A 15,350-nucleotide genomic window follows, 5' to 3' on the forward strand; every position below is an offset into this window, starting at 1 on the left:
CCCTAAGAAAATATATTAAATAGTTTTTTAAACACGCCCTGTGCTCCTATCCTCATCTTTGAATCCTCACCTAATAAAGTTTTTGATATTTCTTCTATTCCTTTAGATGCATCTGAATGTGGATATGATATGACAAAAGGGACTTGGTCCCTAACCCCTTGCACAAGTTTTCTATCGTCTAATATACAACCTAGGTAACTAACTTCAACAGTTAAAAATCTATTAACAGCAGTTTTAAACTTATTAAAAGTTTGGTTACCTTCTGCTTTTGTAAATGCTTTATTAACAACAATCTTAGCTTTGCTTTTAATTTTAAAATGATCTGTGGCTTTTACTAAACTATACGCGTCAGTTAAAGATGTTGGTTCTGGAGTTATAATTATAATAAGTTCTTCTGAACAAGCTATAAAGGCTAATACACTTCTATTTATTCCTGCTCCAGTATCCATAAGAATATAATCAAAGCCATCTAAGCTCTCTAATTTCCCTAAAAAGGCATCTCTTTCATGACTTTGCAAATCCTCTACCTGATTTAATCCTGAGCCTCCTGCTAAAAGCATAACACCCTCTGGTCCCTGAACTAATATTTCATCTAAATCTCTTCCTCTAATTAAATCAAAGATATTATATCTTGGATATATTCCCATAAGTACATCATCATTTCCCATACCTATATCCGCATCAAAAATTAATACTCGTTTACCTTTTTTTTGAAGAGTTATACCTAGATTCACAACAAAATTACTTTTCCCCACTCCACCTTTACCAGATGTAACTGTTATAATTTTAGCTTTATTCTTTGGATTTATTTCATCTTTATCATTAACCAACCTTCTAAGTCTTTCAGCTTGGTCTAACATAAGGTTTCCTCCCCAAAAACAAGTCTTACAACTTCTTCCTTTGAAGGTACTTTGATGTCATCTGGAACATTTTGTCCTATAGTAATATATCCTATAGGTTTTTGTGCTACTTTTTGAATATTGTATAAAGAACCATAAACGGTAGTCTCATCAAGTTTAGTAATAATTATACTCTCATAGTCTAATTCTTTATAACCATCTACAATAGTTTTTATGTCCTTATTCTTAGTAGTAGAACTAATTACCAGATTTACTGAATCAGGTTTTGCTTTTTGTACAAAGGCTCTAAGTTCAGAAATTTGCATGGCATTTTTACTACTTCTACCTGTTGTATCTATTAATACTATATCACAATTCTCCATGCTTTTCACAGCCTCTTCCATGTCTTTCATAGTAATTACAACCTTAAATGGAATATTCATAATTTCCGCATATGTCTTCAATTGTTCTACTGCGCCAATTCTATATGTATCTACTGTAATCAACCCAACCTTCTTCTTATCAATTAAGGAAAGTCTTCCGGCTAATTTGGCTATTGTTGTTGTTTTTCCCACTCCAGTTGGACCCACTAAAACCACATTACCTTTAAGCTCACCATCTATTATTTTTATGTCTTCCTTTACAATTTCCCTAAGCTTACCTTTAATATCTTCGTTGCCTACTCTGTTTTTTAATTCATCATAAAAAAATGTATCTATATCTAGTTCTTTTATTAAAGTAAGAAGTTCATCCTCTTCTACTTCTTCCTTTTCTGTATTTTTAAGGACCTTATTTAAAAGTTCCTTCATTTGAGCTACTTCACTTTCTAGAGAGAGATTAACTATAGGTGGTATCACCTCTTCCTTTTTGGCTAAAACAGGAACTTTTTTACTTTCAATTTCCTTGTTCATAATCTTTTTTAAATTATCTAATGAACTTTTAAAATTATCTTCTTGCGTCACATCAACGTTCTTTTTACTTGTACCCACAGAATAATTTTCAACCGCAGCCGTAACCTCTATTAACTTTTCAGAAAAATATCCTTTGATTCCAGGTTTTCTAATTTTCCTTTGGCTTATAATAACAGCTTCTTTGCCAAGTTCATGTCTAATTCTAGTAAGTGCTTCATTTATATTATTGGCCATATATTTCTTAATAATCATCTATACTGATACAACTCCTTCAGTTCTAATTTCCACATCATTTGGTATTTCATTTAATGAAATAATCATTATATGAGGAAATGCCATCTCTACTAATTTTCTAAATACACATCTAATATTTGGAGAAACCAATATTACTGGTTGATTATTATAAAAGTAAACAGAATCAACAGTTCCTCTTATTTTATTAAATATTCGTGTGGTAGTATCTGGATCAATTGCCGGGAAGGATCCTTGAATTGATTTCTGTATATTACCAGCAACAATTTGTTCTAATTTAGGCGTTAAAGTAACTACTGTTACAGCTCTATCTTCATTAATTATCTGATTGCATATAGTTCTTGCTAAAGCGAATCTTACATACTCTGTTAGTATTTCTAAATCCTTTGTATTTCTCGAATTATCTGCTAATGATTCCATTATAGTAACCATATCTTTTATTGGAACCTTTTCTTTTAACAGGTTCTGTAATACCTTTTGCAATTCTCCTATGCTCATTAAGTCCGGTATTAATTCTTCTACAACTGCACTATATTTCTCACGAGTTATATCAACGATATTTTTAACTTCTTGTCTTCCTAATAATTCGTAGGAATGAGCTTTAATTGTCTCTGTTAAATGAGTTACCATAACAGTAGTAGGATCTACAACTGTTAACCCCTTAATCTCTGCTTCTTCTCTTTGATCTTTATTAATCCATACAGCTGGCAGATTAAAGGTTGGTTCCATTGTTTTAATTCCTTGAATTTCAGAATTCTCTCCATTAGGATCCATACATAATAACATACTTGCCATTAATTCTGAGGATGCTATTATTGTTCCTCTAATTTTTATTACATATTCATTAGTCTTTAATTGAAGATTATCTCTTATTCTTATAGGTTGAACAACTATACCCATTTCAATGGCACATTGCCGTCTAACAGATGCGATTCTTTGGAGTAAATCTCCCCCAGACCCCTCATCCGCGAGTGGAATTAGTCCATATCCAATTTCAACTTCCATAGGTTCAACAGAAATTAGATTCATTACATTTTCCGGTTCCTTACTTTCCATTTTAACGCTTTCATTTTCTTCCATAGAAATTGCTAATTCTTCATTCTTTTTCTCATCTTTAACTAGCAAATATGTAAGAACTCCCATAGCTAATGAAGCTGTAATAAACGCAAATTTAGGCATATTAGGGACAAGTCCTAACAATAACATTACTATACTTGCAATACCTGTTGCTACTGGAAAAGCTGTTAATTGAGTAGCCAATGTTTTACCGAAATTTTCAGCACTTCCAGAACGAGTTACAAGTATACCTGATGCAGTAGAGATTAAAAGTGCTGGTATTTGACCTACAAGTCCATCACCAACTGATAATCTAATATATGTTTGGGCTGCATCTGCGGCAGTCATTTCTTTCATTAGAACGCCAATTATTATACCACCAATAATATTAATCATTGTAATAATAATACCTGCTATAGCATCTCCCTTTACGAACTTAGATGCACCATCCATAGCTCCATAAAAGTCTGCTTCTGATTGAAGATCTTGTCTTCTTTGCTTTGCAGTAGTTTCATCAACTATTCCTGAATTCAAATCAGCATCTATACTCATTTGCTTACCAGGAAGAGCATCTAATGTAAATCTAGCTGATACCTCAGCTACTCTACCAGCACCATTTGTAATTACTATAAACTGAATTATAATTATAATTAAAAATATTATAATACCTACAACGTAATTTCCTCGCACAACAAATTCTCCAAAGGCTTCAATTATTTTACCCGCATCGGCCTCTGTTAATATAAGCCTTGTTGAGGAAATATTAAGTCCTAATCTAAATAATGTTGTTACCAATAATAATGTTGGAAATACTGATAATTGCAATACGTTAGTTGTAAACATAGTTATAAGAATTATAACTATAGATAATGTTATATTTAATGCTAATAAGATATCCAATATTCCCTTAGGTAAAGGGATTATTATCATCATTACAATACCAATTACACCAAATGCAACAAGTATATCAAGATTATTTTTTAAACTAAACTTATTTGGCAAACTAATCCCTTCCTTTTATATAAACTTCCTATTAAAAACAAACCATCATCATTTCTTTTTGAGTTTATATACCATAGCTAAAATTTCTGCCACAGCTTGAAACATCTCTTGTGGAATTTCATCATCTATCTCAACTTGTTCATAAATCAATCTTGCTAATGGTTTATTTTCCATAATAGGTATATCATTTTCTTTTGCTATTTCTTTTATCTTTAAAGCAATTAGTTCTGCTCCCTTTGCGACAACCTTAGGTGATGAATTGACTCCATCATCATATTTTATTGCTACAGCTAAGTGTGTTGGGTTTGTAATTATAACTGTAGCATCTGCAACAGACGACATCATTCTTTTACTGGCCATTTCTTTCTGCTTTTGTTTGATTTTACCTTTTACTTGAGGGTCACCTTCCATTTGCTTATACTCTTCCTTAACCTCTTGCTTACTCATTTTTAAATCTTTATTATGTAATTTAAATTGAACAATATAATCAATAGCTCCTATAATTACAAGAAGAATAGTAATTTGCATAAATATTCCTAAAATTATGTTTAATACCTCTATTCCTAAGGAAGGTAAATATATATTTGACATTTGTAATATTACTTCATAATTATTGTCAACATACTTGTAGCCAATATATGCAACAATACTTACTACTATTAAATTCTTAATTAAATCTGCCAAACTCTTCATAGAAAAAATATTTTTGAACCCTTTTATAGGATTTAACTTACTAAAAGCTGGTTTTAACGGTTCACCTGTAAGCATAAATCCAGATTGAGCTATACTTGCAGCCACTCCAGCTATCATTATAGGAACTACAAAAGGTAACACATTGAAAACTATCTTTGATATAACAGTTATATTAATTGCTCCCATTGTAGATTTATCTAAAGTTCGTAAAATTCCAGATTGAAGACTAACTTGCATATATTCTTTTAAGCTACCAATTATCGTAGCACTTACAGTCAAAATTACTAAAGTAATAGCAATCATTGTTATTGCGATTCCTACATCCTTACTTTTTGCAATCTGCCCCTTTTTTCTAGCTTCACTTTTTTTCTTAGGTGTAGCATCTTCAGTTTTATCATCAGCTGCAAATATAAGTATTAACGGTACTGATGACAAGCTTTTTAATAAATCACTTAACATATCAGGAATGGTCCCAAAAGCATAAGTCATCATTTTAATAAAAAGAGGTAATGCTAGAACAAATACTAATAAACCTACTGTCATTCGTACAGGCATACCTAATATCATAACATTAATGGCTGGCACGGTTCTTGAAATTAGGGCCATACATATATCTGTTAAAAGAACAATTAAAACTATTGGCAAAGCTATTCTAACACCAATTATAAAATATTTAGAAAATGAATCTAGTATTAAATAAAAAGAGTTTTGAAATATTATTGGTCCTCCTACTGGAATTACATCAAAGCTTGCAACTAAACATTTAATCAGCACATGATGCCCATCTATAATAAAGAATATTACTACAGACATATAATAGGATACATTTGATAGTAATGTAACATTAGTTTTACTAATAGGATCCATCATATTTAGCATTGATAGACCAATTTGTGTATCCATGAAAGCTCCTGCCATTTTTGCAATTTCAAATATTAAACCTACAATAAATCCTAAAACTAATCCACACATAAATTCACTTACTATGGATGTTATAAGCATATAATTATTTGAAATTTCTAACAAGGACTGAGTATCTATCCCTGATATAACAAAAAAAGAAAGTATAATTCCTAATACTCCCTTTAAAATATTTGGAGTTCCACTAGGGTAAAAGACCTTAGCAACAAGGAAAAATGTTGCTAACCTAATAAAGACCAAAGTTAATCCAAGGAAGTAGGCTGTATCAATCATACTTTTCTTCCTCCTCTATGTTGAAACTTTTATAATTAATTCAAAAATTCTTTGTGTGAAACTCATTAAAGTTTGCAACATCCAACTACCGCATATTACTCCAACTAGAGCAACTCCTATAAGCTTTGGTACAAAGGTAAGAGTTTGTTCTTGAATTTGAGTAGTTGCCTGTAGAATACTAATAATTAATCCTATTAGTAGTGCCGAAATTATTATTGGTGCTCCTAGCTTAAGAGCAGTAACAATAGCTTCTTTAATAATTCCTATAACTAAATTTTGACTCATAAATTTTCACCTCATCCAAAACTCATAATAAGAGATTTTACTAGCAAATACCAACCATCTACCATCACAAATAACAGTAACTTAAATGGCAATGAAACCATAACTGGTGGTAACATAAACATTCCCATAGACATCAGTATACTACCTACCACAATATCAATAATTAAAAATGGTAAATACAATAAAAATCCTATCTGAAAAGCTGTTTTTAATTCACTTATAGAAAAAGCTGGTATAATTATGTAAATAGGGAGTTCTATTTCCTCTGTTAAATTTTCAGTATCAATACCTGAAATTTCAACAAATAATGCTAAATCCTTTTCCCTAGTCTGCCTAAGCATAAATTCCTTTATAGGTTTTCCACCAACTTCAATTGCATCCTCTTGAGTCATTGTTTCATTTAAATAAGGCTGAATAGCCTGCTCATTCACCTGTGTAAAAACTGGTGCCATTATAAATAAAGAAAGAAAAAGTGCTAATCCAACTAAAATTTGATTAGGTACAGATTGAGTTACCCCCATTGCATTTTTTAAAAATGAAAATACAATAACAATTCTAGTAAAGGAAGTTACCATAATAACAATTGATGGCAATAAACTCAAAATAGTGAAAAATATTAGTAATTTTATGTTTGATACATAGTCGTTAGCAGTTCCATCTCCACCAATATCTATATTTACACTTGGTATGTCTACAGTTGCAGGAGCAGCCGCGGCTACAATGCTAGAAAAAGCAATGATTGCCAGGGTCAATAAGATTGTGTATATATACTTGTTTTTCTTATTTCTCATTTTTCTCTTCCTTTGACTTTATTTTTCCTATGACAGCATAGACTTTCTTCTTTAAGATATCAATAAAGTTACCATAAACTTTTGTCATTTCTACATAGGCTTCCTGTTTATCCTCTTCAGCTTTATTAATTTCTTCTTCTGAAAGATCCTTAAGTTTTTGTGTATGGCCTGCTGCCGTAAGTATAACCATTCCCTCTTTCCCAACTCTAAGAACAATTACAAAACTATCCTTAGATATTTGAGTTCTATCTACAATTTTACTATAACTTCTTCGAGTAGAGTTATCCATTCCTTTTTTAGAATATTTTAAAACAATAATCATAAGCCCAAATAATATTATCAATGCCACTATTAATTTCAAAATCATAAATATAAAATCCATTTATCTACCTTACTGTATTATAAAACTTGCAGTATCATCACCAGTACTATAATACACATTTAAAATTTTTCCATTTTCTAATTCCTTATTTAAAATATTAACTAATCCTGTTTTTAATTCTACTTCCTTACTAGCCTCAAAGTCAGTAGTTACCTTAGATTTTAAATACCAAATTGCCTTATCTTGAAGTTGTATTGTTTTTGCTATTATTTCTTTTTCAAGTTTACTATTTGCTGAATCATAAGCTATAGAAATTCCTGTCATTACATAGGATGCTTTCTTATCACTTAGATTAATTTTTGTTTCTTTTGATAATACCACCACTGTAGGTTCAATGATTTTTTCAGTAGTATCCTTTGATAGTATTAAGAAATAAAATCCTGCAAAGGCTGCTGCTCCTATTATGATAAGGGCAATGATAGCTATCATTATCTTTTTCCCTTTACCTGGTGGTTTTTTTTCCGCATTATTTTTTACTTGTTTAGCCATTAAGATCACTCCTTACTATTAGCAACAATCAATATATTAACCCTTCTATTTTGTGCTCTATTCGCATCTGAAGTATTTTGTACTAAAGGTTTTACCTCTCCATACCCCATAGAACTAAATCTGCTTGCAATTTGCTTTTTGCTATCAATAAAATATGTTACTACACTATTAGCTCTATCTGATGATAAATACCAATTTGAAGGGAATTCCGCAGTTTTTATTGGAACATTATCAGTATGCCCTTCAACAATTACTGAATTAGGCATTGTAGCAATTAAAACATTTATTGTATCTAGTACAGATAAGGATTCTGTTTTCAATTGTGCTTTACCTGTTTCAAATAAAATACTATCCTTTAATTGCAGTATAACGCCTCTTTCATCTTCTATTATAGCAACTGTACTTGCTAAATCATTTTCTTCAACAAAGTCTTTAATTTCTTCATAGGTTTCTTTAACTATTGAATCCTTAATTTCCGAATCAATTTTTGTTTCTCCACCAACTAAAGGAACTTCCCCATCATAAAGATTATATTCCAGCATAGAATCTGCGGCTGACCCTGTCATTATTTCATTAAAAGCCTTAGATATTTGCTGGACCTTCTGGTTATCTACTGTTGACATAGAATATAAAAGAACGAAGAAAGTCATAAGTAAGGTTATAGTATCTGCATAAGTGTCTAGCCAGCTTGCGGTAGCCTCTTGAGGCTTTTCCTTCTTTTTTCTAGCCATAACTATACAACCCCCTCACTATCTTCAGTGTTCTTGTTTAAATATTCTAACCTTTCTGTAGGAGCTAAATAGGTCATTAGCTTCTCTTCAATTATTCTTGGATTCACTCCAGATTGGATAGCTAATATTCCCTCAAGCATCATTTCTCTTAACCCTGATTCTACCTCACTTTTTCTCGAAAGATTTGAAGATATAGGATTACAGAATATGTTAGCAAGCAAGGATCCATAAAATGTTGTAATAAGAGCTTTTCCCATACCTTGAGCTATTGTTGAGGCATCAGTAAGATTAGAAAGCATTTGAATAAGCCCAATAAGCGTACCTAACATCCCAAATCCAGGAGCATAATTACCCCAAACTGAAAAAATAGAATACCCCTTTGAATGTCTATTTTCCATTTCTCCAATTTCAAGTTCAAGTATTTCTTTTATAGTTTCTGGCTCTATACCATCAACCACCATTTGCAATCCTTTTTTAAGAAAATCATCCTTTAATTGAGCGATTTCATCCTCTAAGGAAAGTAGGCCTTCTTTTCTAGCTTTTTTTGATAGATCAGAAAATTGAGAAACTATCTCTGTCCCTGATGACTGCTTTTGTTTGAAGGATTGCATAAATACTACACCTATTTTTTTAAAAGTACTTATTGGCAATGTAATCATTACCGCTGCTAAAGATCCCCCTACTGTTATCAAAAGAGATGATATGTCCCAAAACATTAATAGACCTTGTCCACCCATCATCATTGCATACAGTAATACTATTATTCCTCCTGCCAAACCTATGGTAGTTAAAGCATCCGATTTTTTCATAATATTGCCTCCTAGAACCCGTTAGTAAAAATTCTTCTTTTATATCTAATAACTGCTTGTCTTATTTCATCAATACTTTCTAAGACTATGTATTTCTTCCCATTTACCAATGTAATTAATGTTTCAGGGACTTCTTCAATTTTTTCAATATGATCTGCATTTAATATAAATTCTTCATTATTCAAACCTGTTACATCTATCATTCATTACCCCCTAAAAATAATATATATAGGATTAGATTTAACTAATCCTATATATTCTTTAATTAAATCTTTACTTCAATTATCTTTTAAGGTTGATTATTTCTGTTAATATTTCATCACCTGTAGTAATCATCTTACTACTTGCTTGGAAAGCTCTAGTAGATACAATCATATCTGTAAATTGTTCTGCCAAATCAACATTGGACATCTCTAACATATTTTGACGAGTTGCTCCAAATATTTTGCTATTATCTTCACCAAGAGTCCCAAGTCCAGTCATTACCGCTGCTTCCCCTGAGTTTACTGATCCATTATAAAGATTCCCTCCAAGCTTAGTTAAGCCCTCTGGATTCTTAAAACTTACAAGAGCAATCTGACCAAGTGCCGCTACAGTACCATCTTCTAAAGTGGCATTAATTACACCATCTGGACTTATTGTATAAGTTTTTACAGCTATCATGGTATCTGTTCCAGGTATTTTTACTTTATCAGGAATCCTTAAACTCTTTAAATTAGTATCATAAGCCTTTAAATCCTTAGTAGCATCAACAAAGCTAACAACTCCATTTTCGCCTATACTTTGTACTGGAGTACCACCGGTTGTAATCTCAGACGCTGCCTCATCAATTCTAACAGGTACCCCGCCAACAGTAATACCAACGTTGTTTCCTAATGAAGAAGCACTAAATGCCTTAGTTAAAGCAGTTTGTACTGCTTTTACTGTTATTCCATCAGCAGATACAAAATCTCCATTAATGGTTATTGTTTTAGCTGTTTCATCTATTATAGTTTCTGTCTTTGTTCCTTCTGCTACTGTTCCTATTTGTATTTTATATCCATTTAAGGCAGACCCTGAAGATGTTGCTGGTTGAAAACTTAATCCACGAGCACTAACTTCACCTGCTGAACTTAAATCTTCTCCACCTATTACAGCATCTGATACTATTCCTGAATAAACCTTTGATTGTCCTGAAACTAGTATTTTACCATCTCCGCTTAATCCTAATGCATCATTTATTTTTGTTTGAAGGTCAGCTTTAGTTACTCCATCTGCTTGTGCAAAATTACCTTTTATAATATACTTCTTGGAATTTGTAGGATCTACTTCTACTGTTAAAGTCTCTTCATTTATATCTGCTATAACAAATTGTAATTCATCTAAATAGTTGGTTCCTATAGGTGGTACAGCTGCCGGTGTCATGGCTGGAAGTGTTTCCGGCAGTGGAAATTCTAATTCAAATCCGCCTAAGGTTACAATGCTAGGAGCCTTTGAATCAACACCATTTATTGCGAACACCACCTCTGAATTAGCTAATGTATCTGTAGTATTACATGTACCTGAAAGGGTAATATTTGCATCTTTTATATTAGATGCTTTTAATTTGCTCAATATTGCTGCATTAAAGTCAGCTACTGTTACTCCGTCTGATGCAGCTGATCCTATCCTTGAAACATCTCCACTTATTACTATTGCCTTACTACCAGTATCCACATTTACTGTAGGTGCACCCGTTGATTTTTTAATTTGTACTGAATATCCATTCAAATCATTTCCGGTACTATCTGTACCAACGGCTACTGTAAATCCTAATAAAGTGCCTGGTGCTGTTACCGTTGTCTTATCTGTTGATAATTCTGGAGCAGCAGCTACAACGGCTTTACCAGTAGTAGCAGTTAAATTAGCAAAATTAGTTCTACTACCTGTTAAAGTATCAACCTTTTGATCCTCAACTCCAGCCTCTACAAGGGCTTGATTAATTATTGCCTTTAAATCACTTGCGGTAAATGAGTCCGTACTAATAAAATCTCCTTGTATTGTAATTTTCCTTTCATCTGTATTAACAGTTGCTGCTAATTCTTCTGTACCTACTTCTCCTATTTCAAAAGTATAGTCATTTAAGCTAGCACCTTCAGTAAGCTTAATTGTAAATCCTGCAAAGGAAATTTTATCAGGAGCTATATTATCAGTTCCACCTGCAATTCCATCTGATTCTAAATTTGCATAAGTAGTAATTGTACCAGCTATTGACATAGATTGAGAAATTCCACTAGCTGATAAGCCTTTATTTACTGCTGCTTCAATTTGTTCAGTAGTTAAACTACCTTCATCTGAAAAATCTCCATTAATTATTACTTGCTTATTAACCTTATCAACTACACTTGTAGTAGGAGTCCCTGGTGCAACAGTCCCAAGCACTACCTTATATCCATTTAATTGTGACCCTGGTCCGAAACTAATTTTTAAACCAGCGGGATTATTTACAGTTGTTGATGACACAGCTGTAGCAACCTGAGAGCTATCATCATTTGTTAAAGAATAACCCATAACCCTATATCCATCACCAGTTAAAAGACTTCCATCAGTATCTAATATAAAAGATCCATCTCTTGAATACATTAACTGTGACCCTGAGGTTTGTATTGATTGGTCTGAAACAGTATGGGTACCTGTGTTTGATACTTGAAGGGTTCCATCCCCACTTACTGCTGGACCACTACTTACCATGAAAAACCCATTACCATCTATTGCTACATCAAGAGCTCTACCAGTTGTTTGCATAGAACCTTGAGTCATTATTGAATCAATACTTGCGAGTTGAACTCCAAGTCCTACTTGGCTAGCATTAATTCCACCTGCATTTTGAGATGGTGCCATAGCCTCAGAAACATTTTGACTTAATGTATCTGAAAATCTTGCCCTTGAGGATTTAAATCCTGTTGTATTAACATTAGCAATATTATTACCAATAACATCTAACTTTGTTTGATTTACCTTCATTCCACTTATACCGGAATACATTGATTTTAACATAATATTTGGCCTCCATATTTTTATTATTTGTGCTTGCATCGATCCTTCAACAAGCTTTAGGCTTCCTTATTAGGTCCAGCCTATAATATTACAACGCTATCTACGTTTGTAAAGACATTGCTTTGTGCTCTGTTTTTATCAACTGCTGTAATAATAGTTTTATTTTCTACACTTGCAATTATTGCTACATCCTTGTATACCATAACTGAGTTTTTTGCACCCTTCTCCTCAGCAAGCTTAAAACCCTTCTCTATATTTTTCATATCATTTTCCGAAAAATTCATAGCTTTTAGTCTTTCTGCTGCATGCTTTGATAATGTGTATCCTTCTTTTTTATCGATGGCTTTATTTAATATATCTTTAAAATCACCCTCATTATTCACTTTCTTATTTACTGAGGATTTGTTTTCAAGACCTCCAACATTGCCAACCTGAAAAGCCTGTCCATTAATTATTCTATATCCCACTTCATCACCTTATTTCAATTTACTAATTTAGAATTTTCTATCCTAGGTATTCTTACTCTTCAAACTCTCCCACCTTAGTTACATTAGCATATGCTACTTCAATTGTTTCACCAGAAGCTAATTCTACTCTCATCTTAATTGCTCCGCTCTCCTTGTATACTCCCTTTACGGTTCCAGTAAGATTTTCTCCATCACTATCCACATCAGTTAATTCTACATTCTTATTAAGGAATGATGAGGCAACTAAAAACTGCATATTACCATCCATATTAGTTAATGGAGGTATTGAATAATCTGATACATTTACTACTGTAACTATTTGATCAACATTAGCATCAATATACGTATTTGTGCCATTATCATTTACTTCTACTGTTAATGAAGTTCCACTGCTATTAGATGTTACAGTTTGAACTACACCTGTATATGCTACTCCATTTGAATCTAGGATACTTAAAGTGACACCCTTGCCAACTAAATTTTGATTTACAGAATTAGTCATAGTTTCATTTAAGTTAGTCATCTGCTCCATGGAAGCAAATTGTGCCATTTGAGAAATATACTGACTTGAATCAGTTTCTTTACTAGGGTCTTGATTTGAAAGTTGAGCTGCTAATATGGTTAAGAACGCTTCTTTTCCTAATTCTTGCCCTTTTTTAACTATCTTTGTTCCACTATCTGTTTTTGTAGCAGTACTATAATCTTGAATCGTCATATCATTAATTGCCATATTTTCTACCTCCTAGGCCAACATATTAATGTTACCTTCTTCATTTAATTCATTATTATCCTTTAGTTCATCTTCTGTAAACTCTCCTGTAAATTCAGTTCCTTTATTTTGTCTATTATTAGCATCATTTTGGAAAGAATTACTTGAGAATTGTCCATCCTTATAAAAGGTTGCATCTTCCTCATAAATACTAACATTTACTTCCTGAATTTTAATATTTTGTTCTCCTAAGTTTTTCTTTATATCACCTAGTTGCTGTGAAAGTAGGTGATAGGTCTCCCTTGATGAAGCCTTTAGATTAGCCTTCATAACTCCCCCTTCTTCAATTATCTTAATAGTAATTTCACCTAATTGCCCTGGGTTAATCTTAACCGTAAGTTCCTTAATATTATTTGTAACCATAAGCTTAACGTTCTTAATAACATCCGTTGCAATAGATTCCTTATTTATAACTGTAGGTTCAGGCATAATCTGTTTAGTTGTTTGAGTTCCTAACCTGTCTACTATTAAAGAGAATTTATTATTTTCTTTTTCATCTCCATCATCAAGTATAGAACTTAAAAGCTTTGTTTCTTTAGATATTTCTTCATTAAGAGTTCTACTATTATTCTGATTCGATTCTTTTCCACCATCACTAAAACTTCTATCTGCTAGAGTTTCCTTTACATAATTGGCTTCATTTACTACTTTATTTAAAGTTACATCAGCATTATTATATCTAGGTGTTTCTTCTTTTAAAGTTAGTCCCTTAGCTAGGATATTATTCTGAAGTGTCTCTTTCGAAGTTTTAGCTTCTACTAAATTTTTCACATCTTGGCTAACATCTTTAACTAATCCCCTTAAAATATCATAAGTTTTAATTTCTTTAGTTCCTACTTCCTCATCAAGCTTTACACCTAATTTATTAAGTAAGCCTTCAATTGTAGTTAAGCTTTCCTTGTTAAGTAATCCATCGTCTTCTCCAGTTTCTAGAACTGATAAAAGGTTATTAATTACATTAACTGTATCTTCTTGATTTATACTACTTTGTGTATTACTAGTTTGATTTAGACTTGTTGAAACTTTTGTTAAAATTAATTTATCAGTCACTAAATCATTGATTTGAAGATTTAATGTTTCAGCCTTTAATGTACTTACTTCTACATTAACATCTTGCTCTTGAGTATTTGTTTTAGCTGAAGCCATCTTATTAACTAATTCAACAATTCCTGCTAAAAAGCTTACACTATCATCTTTAGATCCTACTTCTCTGTCAAGCTTTACACTTAATTTATTAAGTAAGCCTTGAATTGTAGTTAAGTTTTCCTGATTTAACGACTCATTTTCTTTACCAGTTTCTAAATCTGACAAAAGGTTGTTAATTACTTTAACAGCATCTTCTTGATTCATACTACTTTGTGTATTGATATTTTGATCTTGAGTATTTGTTTTAGCTGAAGCCATCTTGTTAACTACTTCAACAATTCCTGCTAAGGATCTTACACTATCATCTTTAGATCCTACTTCTCTGTCAAGCTTTACACCTAATTTATTAAGTAAGCCTTGAATTGTAGTTAAGTTTTCCTGATTTAGCGACTCATTTTCTTTACCAGTTTCTAAATCTGACAAAAGGTTGTTAATTACTTTAACAGCATCTTCTTGATTCATACTACTTTGTGTATTGATATTTTGATCTTGAGTATTTGTTTTAGCTGAAGCCATCTT

15 protein-coding genes are annotated in these 15,350 nt (G+C 32.0%); all 15 read right to left on the minus strand.

Going from position 1 to position 15,350, the window contains the following annotated elements; translation table 11 throughout:
- Window positions 1-2: 2 nt before the first annotated feature.
- Window positions 3-860: a MinD/ParA family protein gene (locus tag CLVI_RS03090; protein WP_106058647.1), complete on the minus strand. Its 858-nt coding sequence runs from the start codon at window positions 858-860 to the stop codon at window positions 3-5.
- Window positions 854-2,002, minus strand: coding sequence for a flagellar biosynthesis GTPase FlhF (gene flhF, locus CLVI_RS03095; protein WP_106058648.1), 1,149 nt, complete (start codon window positions 2,000-2,002; stop codon window positions 854-856). The genes CLVI_RS03090 and flhF overlap by 7 nt, the downstream gene beginning before the upstream one ends.
- Complete coding sequence (gene flhA / locus CLVI_RS03100; protein ID WP_423237128.1) at window positions 2,003-4,060, minus strand: flagellar biosynthesis protein FlhA; 2,058 nt, start codon at window positions 4,058-4,060, stop codon at window positions 2,003-2,005.
- A gap of 48 nt (window positions 4,061-4,108) precedes the next feature.
- Window positions 4,109-5,947, minus strand: coding sequence for a fused FliR family export protein/FlhB family type III secretion system protein (locus tag CLVI_RS03105; protein ID WP_106058650.1), 1,839 nt, complete (start codon window positions 5,945-5,947; stop codon window positions 4,109-4,111).
- Window positions 5,948-5,962: 15 nt separating this feature from the next.
- Complete coding sequence (gene fliQ / locus CLVI_RS03110; RefSeq protein ID WP_106058651.1) at window positions 5,963-6,232, minus strand: flagellar biosynthesis protein FliQ; 270 nt, start codon at window positions 6,230-6,232, stop codon at window positions 5,963-5,965.
- 11 nt (window positions 6,233-6,243) lie between these two features.
- Window positions 6,244-7,023, minus strand: coding sequence for a flagellar type III secretion system pore protein FliP (gene fliP, locus CLVI_RS03115; RefSeq protein WP_106058652.1), 780 nt, complete (start codon window positions 7,021-7,023; stop codon window positions 6,244-6,246).
- Entirely contained in the window at window positions 7,013-7,405 is a 393-nt protein-coding gene (locus CLVI_RS03120) for a flagellar biosynthetic protein FliO (RefSeq protein WP_106058653.1), read from the minus strand. Before CLVI_RS03120 ends, fliP begins: the two co-directional genes overlap by 11 nt.
- 9 nt (window positions 7,406-7,414) lie before the next feature.
- A complete protein-coding gene (locus CLVI_RS03125; protein WP_106058654.1) occupies window positions 7,415-7,894 on the minus strand; it encodes a hypothetical protein in 480 nt (159 codons plus the stop codon).
- 5 nt (window positions 7,895-7,899) lie between these two features.
- On the minus strand, window positions 7,900-8,625 hold the full coding sequence (locus CLVI_RS03130; RefSeq protein ID WP_106058655.1) for a flagellar motor protein MotB: 726 nt from the start codon (window positions 8,623-8,625) through the stop codon (window positions 7,900-7,902).
- 2 nt (window positions 8,626-8,627) lie between these two features.
- Window positions 8,628-9,434, minus strand: a complete 807-nt coding sequence (locus CLVI_RS03135) for a motility protein A (RefSeq protein ID WP_106058656.1) — start codon at window positions 9,432-9,434, stop codon at window positions 8,628-8,630.
- An 11-nt stretch (window positions 9,435-9,445) separates the two neighbouring features.
- Window positions 9,446-9,637 carry a flagellar FlbD family protein gene (locus CLVI_RS03140; RefSeq protein WP_106058657.1) on the minus strand — a complete coding sequence of 64 codons (192 nt, stop codon included), beginning with the start codon at window positions 9,635-9,637 and terminating at the stop codon, window positions 9,446-9,448.
- Between the two features lie 79 nt (window positions 9,638-9,716).
- On the minus strand, window positions 9,717-12,449 hold the full coding sequence (locus CLVI_RS03145) for a flagellar hook-basal body complex protein (RefSeq protein WP_106058658.1): 2,733 nt from the start codon (window positions 12,447-12,449) through the stop codon (window positions 9,717-9,719).
- An 80-nt stretch (window positions 12,450-12,529) separates the two neighbouring features.
- A complete protein-coding gene (locus CLVI_RS03150) occupies window positions 12,530-12,916 on the minus strand; it encodes a TIGR02530 family flagellar biosynthesis protein (protein ID WP_106058659.1) in 387 nt (128 codons plus the stop codon).
- Window positions 12,917-12,968: 52 nt separating this feature from the next.
- Window positions 12,969-13,646, minus strand: a complete 678-nt coding sequence (locus tag CLVI_RS03155) for a flagellar hook assembly protein FlgD (protein ID WP_106058660.1) — start codon at window positions 13,644-13,646, stop codon at window positions 12,969-12,971.
- Between the two features lie 12 nt (window positions 13,647-13,658).
- Window positions 13,659-15,350: flagellar hook-length control protein FliK (locus CLVI_RS03160; RefSeq protein ID WP_146127298.1), on the minus strand; the 1,692-nt coding region annotated here is incomplete at its 5' end.

The sequence above is a fragment of the Clostridium vincentii genome (assembly GCF_002995745.1).
Lineage (GTDB): Bacteria > Bacillota > Clostridia > Clostridiales > Clostridiaceae > Clostridium > Clostridium vincentii.

What these genes read in the sequence shown, in the direction of transcription:
- fliQ (WP_106058651.1), bottom strand. Translation starts at nt 6,232, where the DNA reads ATGAGTCAAAATTTAGTTATAGGAATTATTAAAGAAGCTATTGTTACT.
- CLVI_RS03105 (WP_106058650.1), bottom strand. Translation starts at nt 5,947, where the DNA reads ATGATTGATACAGCCTACTTCCTTGGATTAACTTTGGTCTTTATTAGG.
- flhF (WP_106058648.1), bottom strand. Translation starts at nt 2,002, where the DNA reads ATGATTATTAAGAAATATATGGCCAATAATATAAATGAAGCACTTACT.
- CLVI_RS03135 (WP_106058656.1), bottom strand. Translation starts at nt 9,434, where the DNA reads ATGAAAAAATCGGATGCTTTAACTACCATAGGTTTGGCAGGAGGAATA.
- CLVI_RS03120 (WP_106058653.1), bottom strand. Translation starts at nt 7,405, where the DNA reads ATGGATTTTATATTTATGATTTTGAAATTAATAGTGGCATTGATAATA.
- CLVI_RS03125 (WP_106058654.1), bottom strand. Translation starts at nt 7,894, where the DNA reads ATGGCTAAACAAGTAAAAAATAATGCGGAAAAAAAACCACCAGGTAAA.
- CLVI_RS03155 (WP_106058660.1), bottom strand. Translation starts at nt 13,646, where the DNA reads ATGGCAATTAATGATATGACGATTCAAGATTATAGTACTGCTACAAAA.
- CLVI_RS03145 (WP_106058658.1), bottom strand. Translation starts at nt 12,449, where the DNA reads ATGTTAAAATCAATGTATTCCGGTATAAGTGGAATGAAGGTAAATCAA.
- fliP (WP_106058652.1), bottom strand. Translation starts at nt 7,023, where the DNA reads ATGAGAAATAAGAAAAACAAGTATATATACACAATCTTATTGACCCTG.
- CLVI_RS03140 (WP_106058657.1), bottom strand. Translation starts at nt 9,637, where the DNA reads ATGATAGATGTAACAGGTTTGAATAATGAAGAATTTATATTAAATGCA.
- CLVI_RS03130 (WP_106058655.1), bottom strand. Translation starts at nt 8,625, where the DNA reads ATGGCTAGAAAAAAGAAGGAAAAGCCTCAAGAGGCTACCGCAAGCTGG.
- CLVI_RS03090 (WP_106058647.1), bottom strand. Translation starts at nt 860, where the DNA reads ATGTTAGACCAAGCTGAAAGACTTAGAAGGTTGGTTAATGATAAAGAT.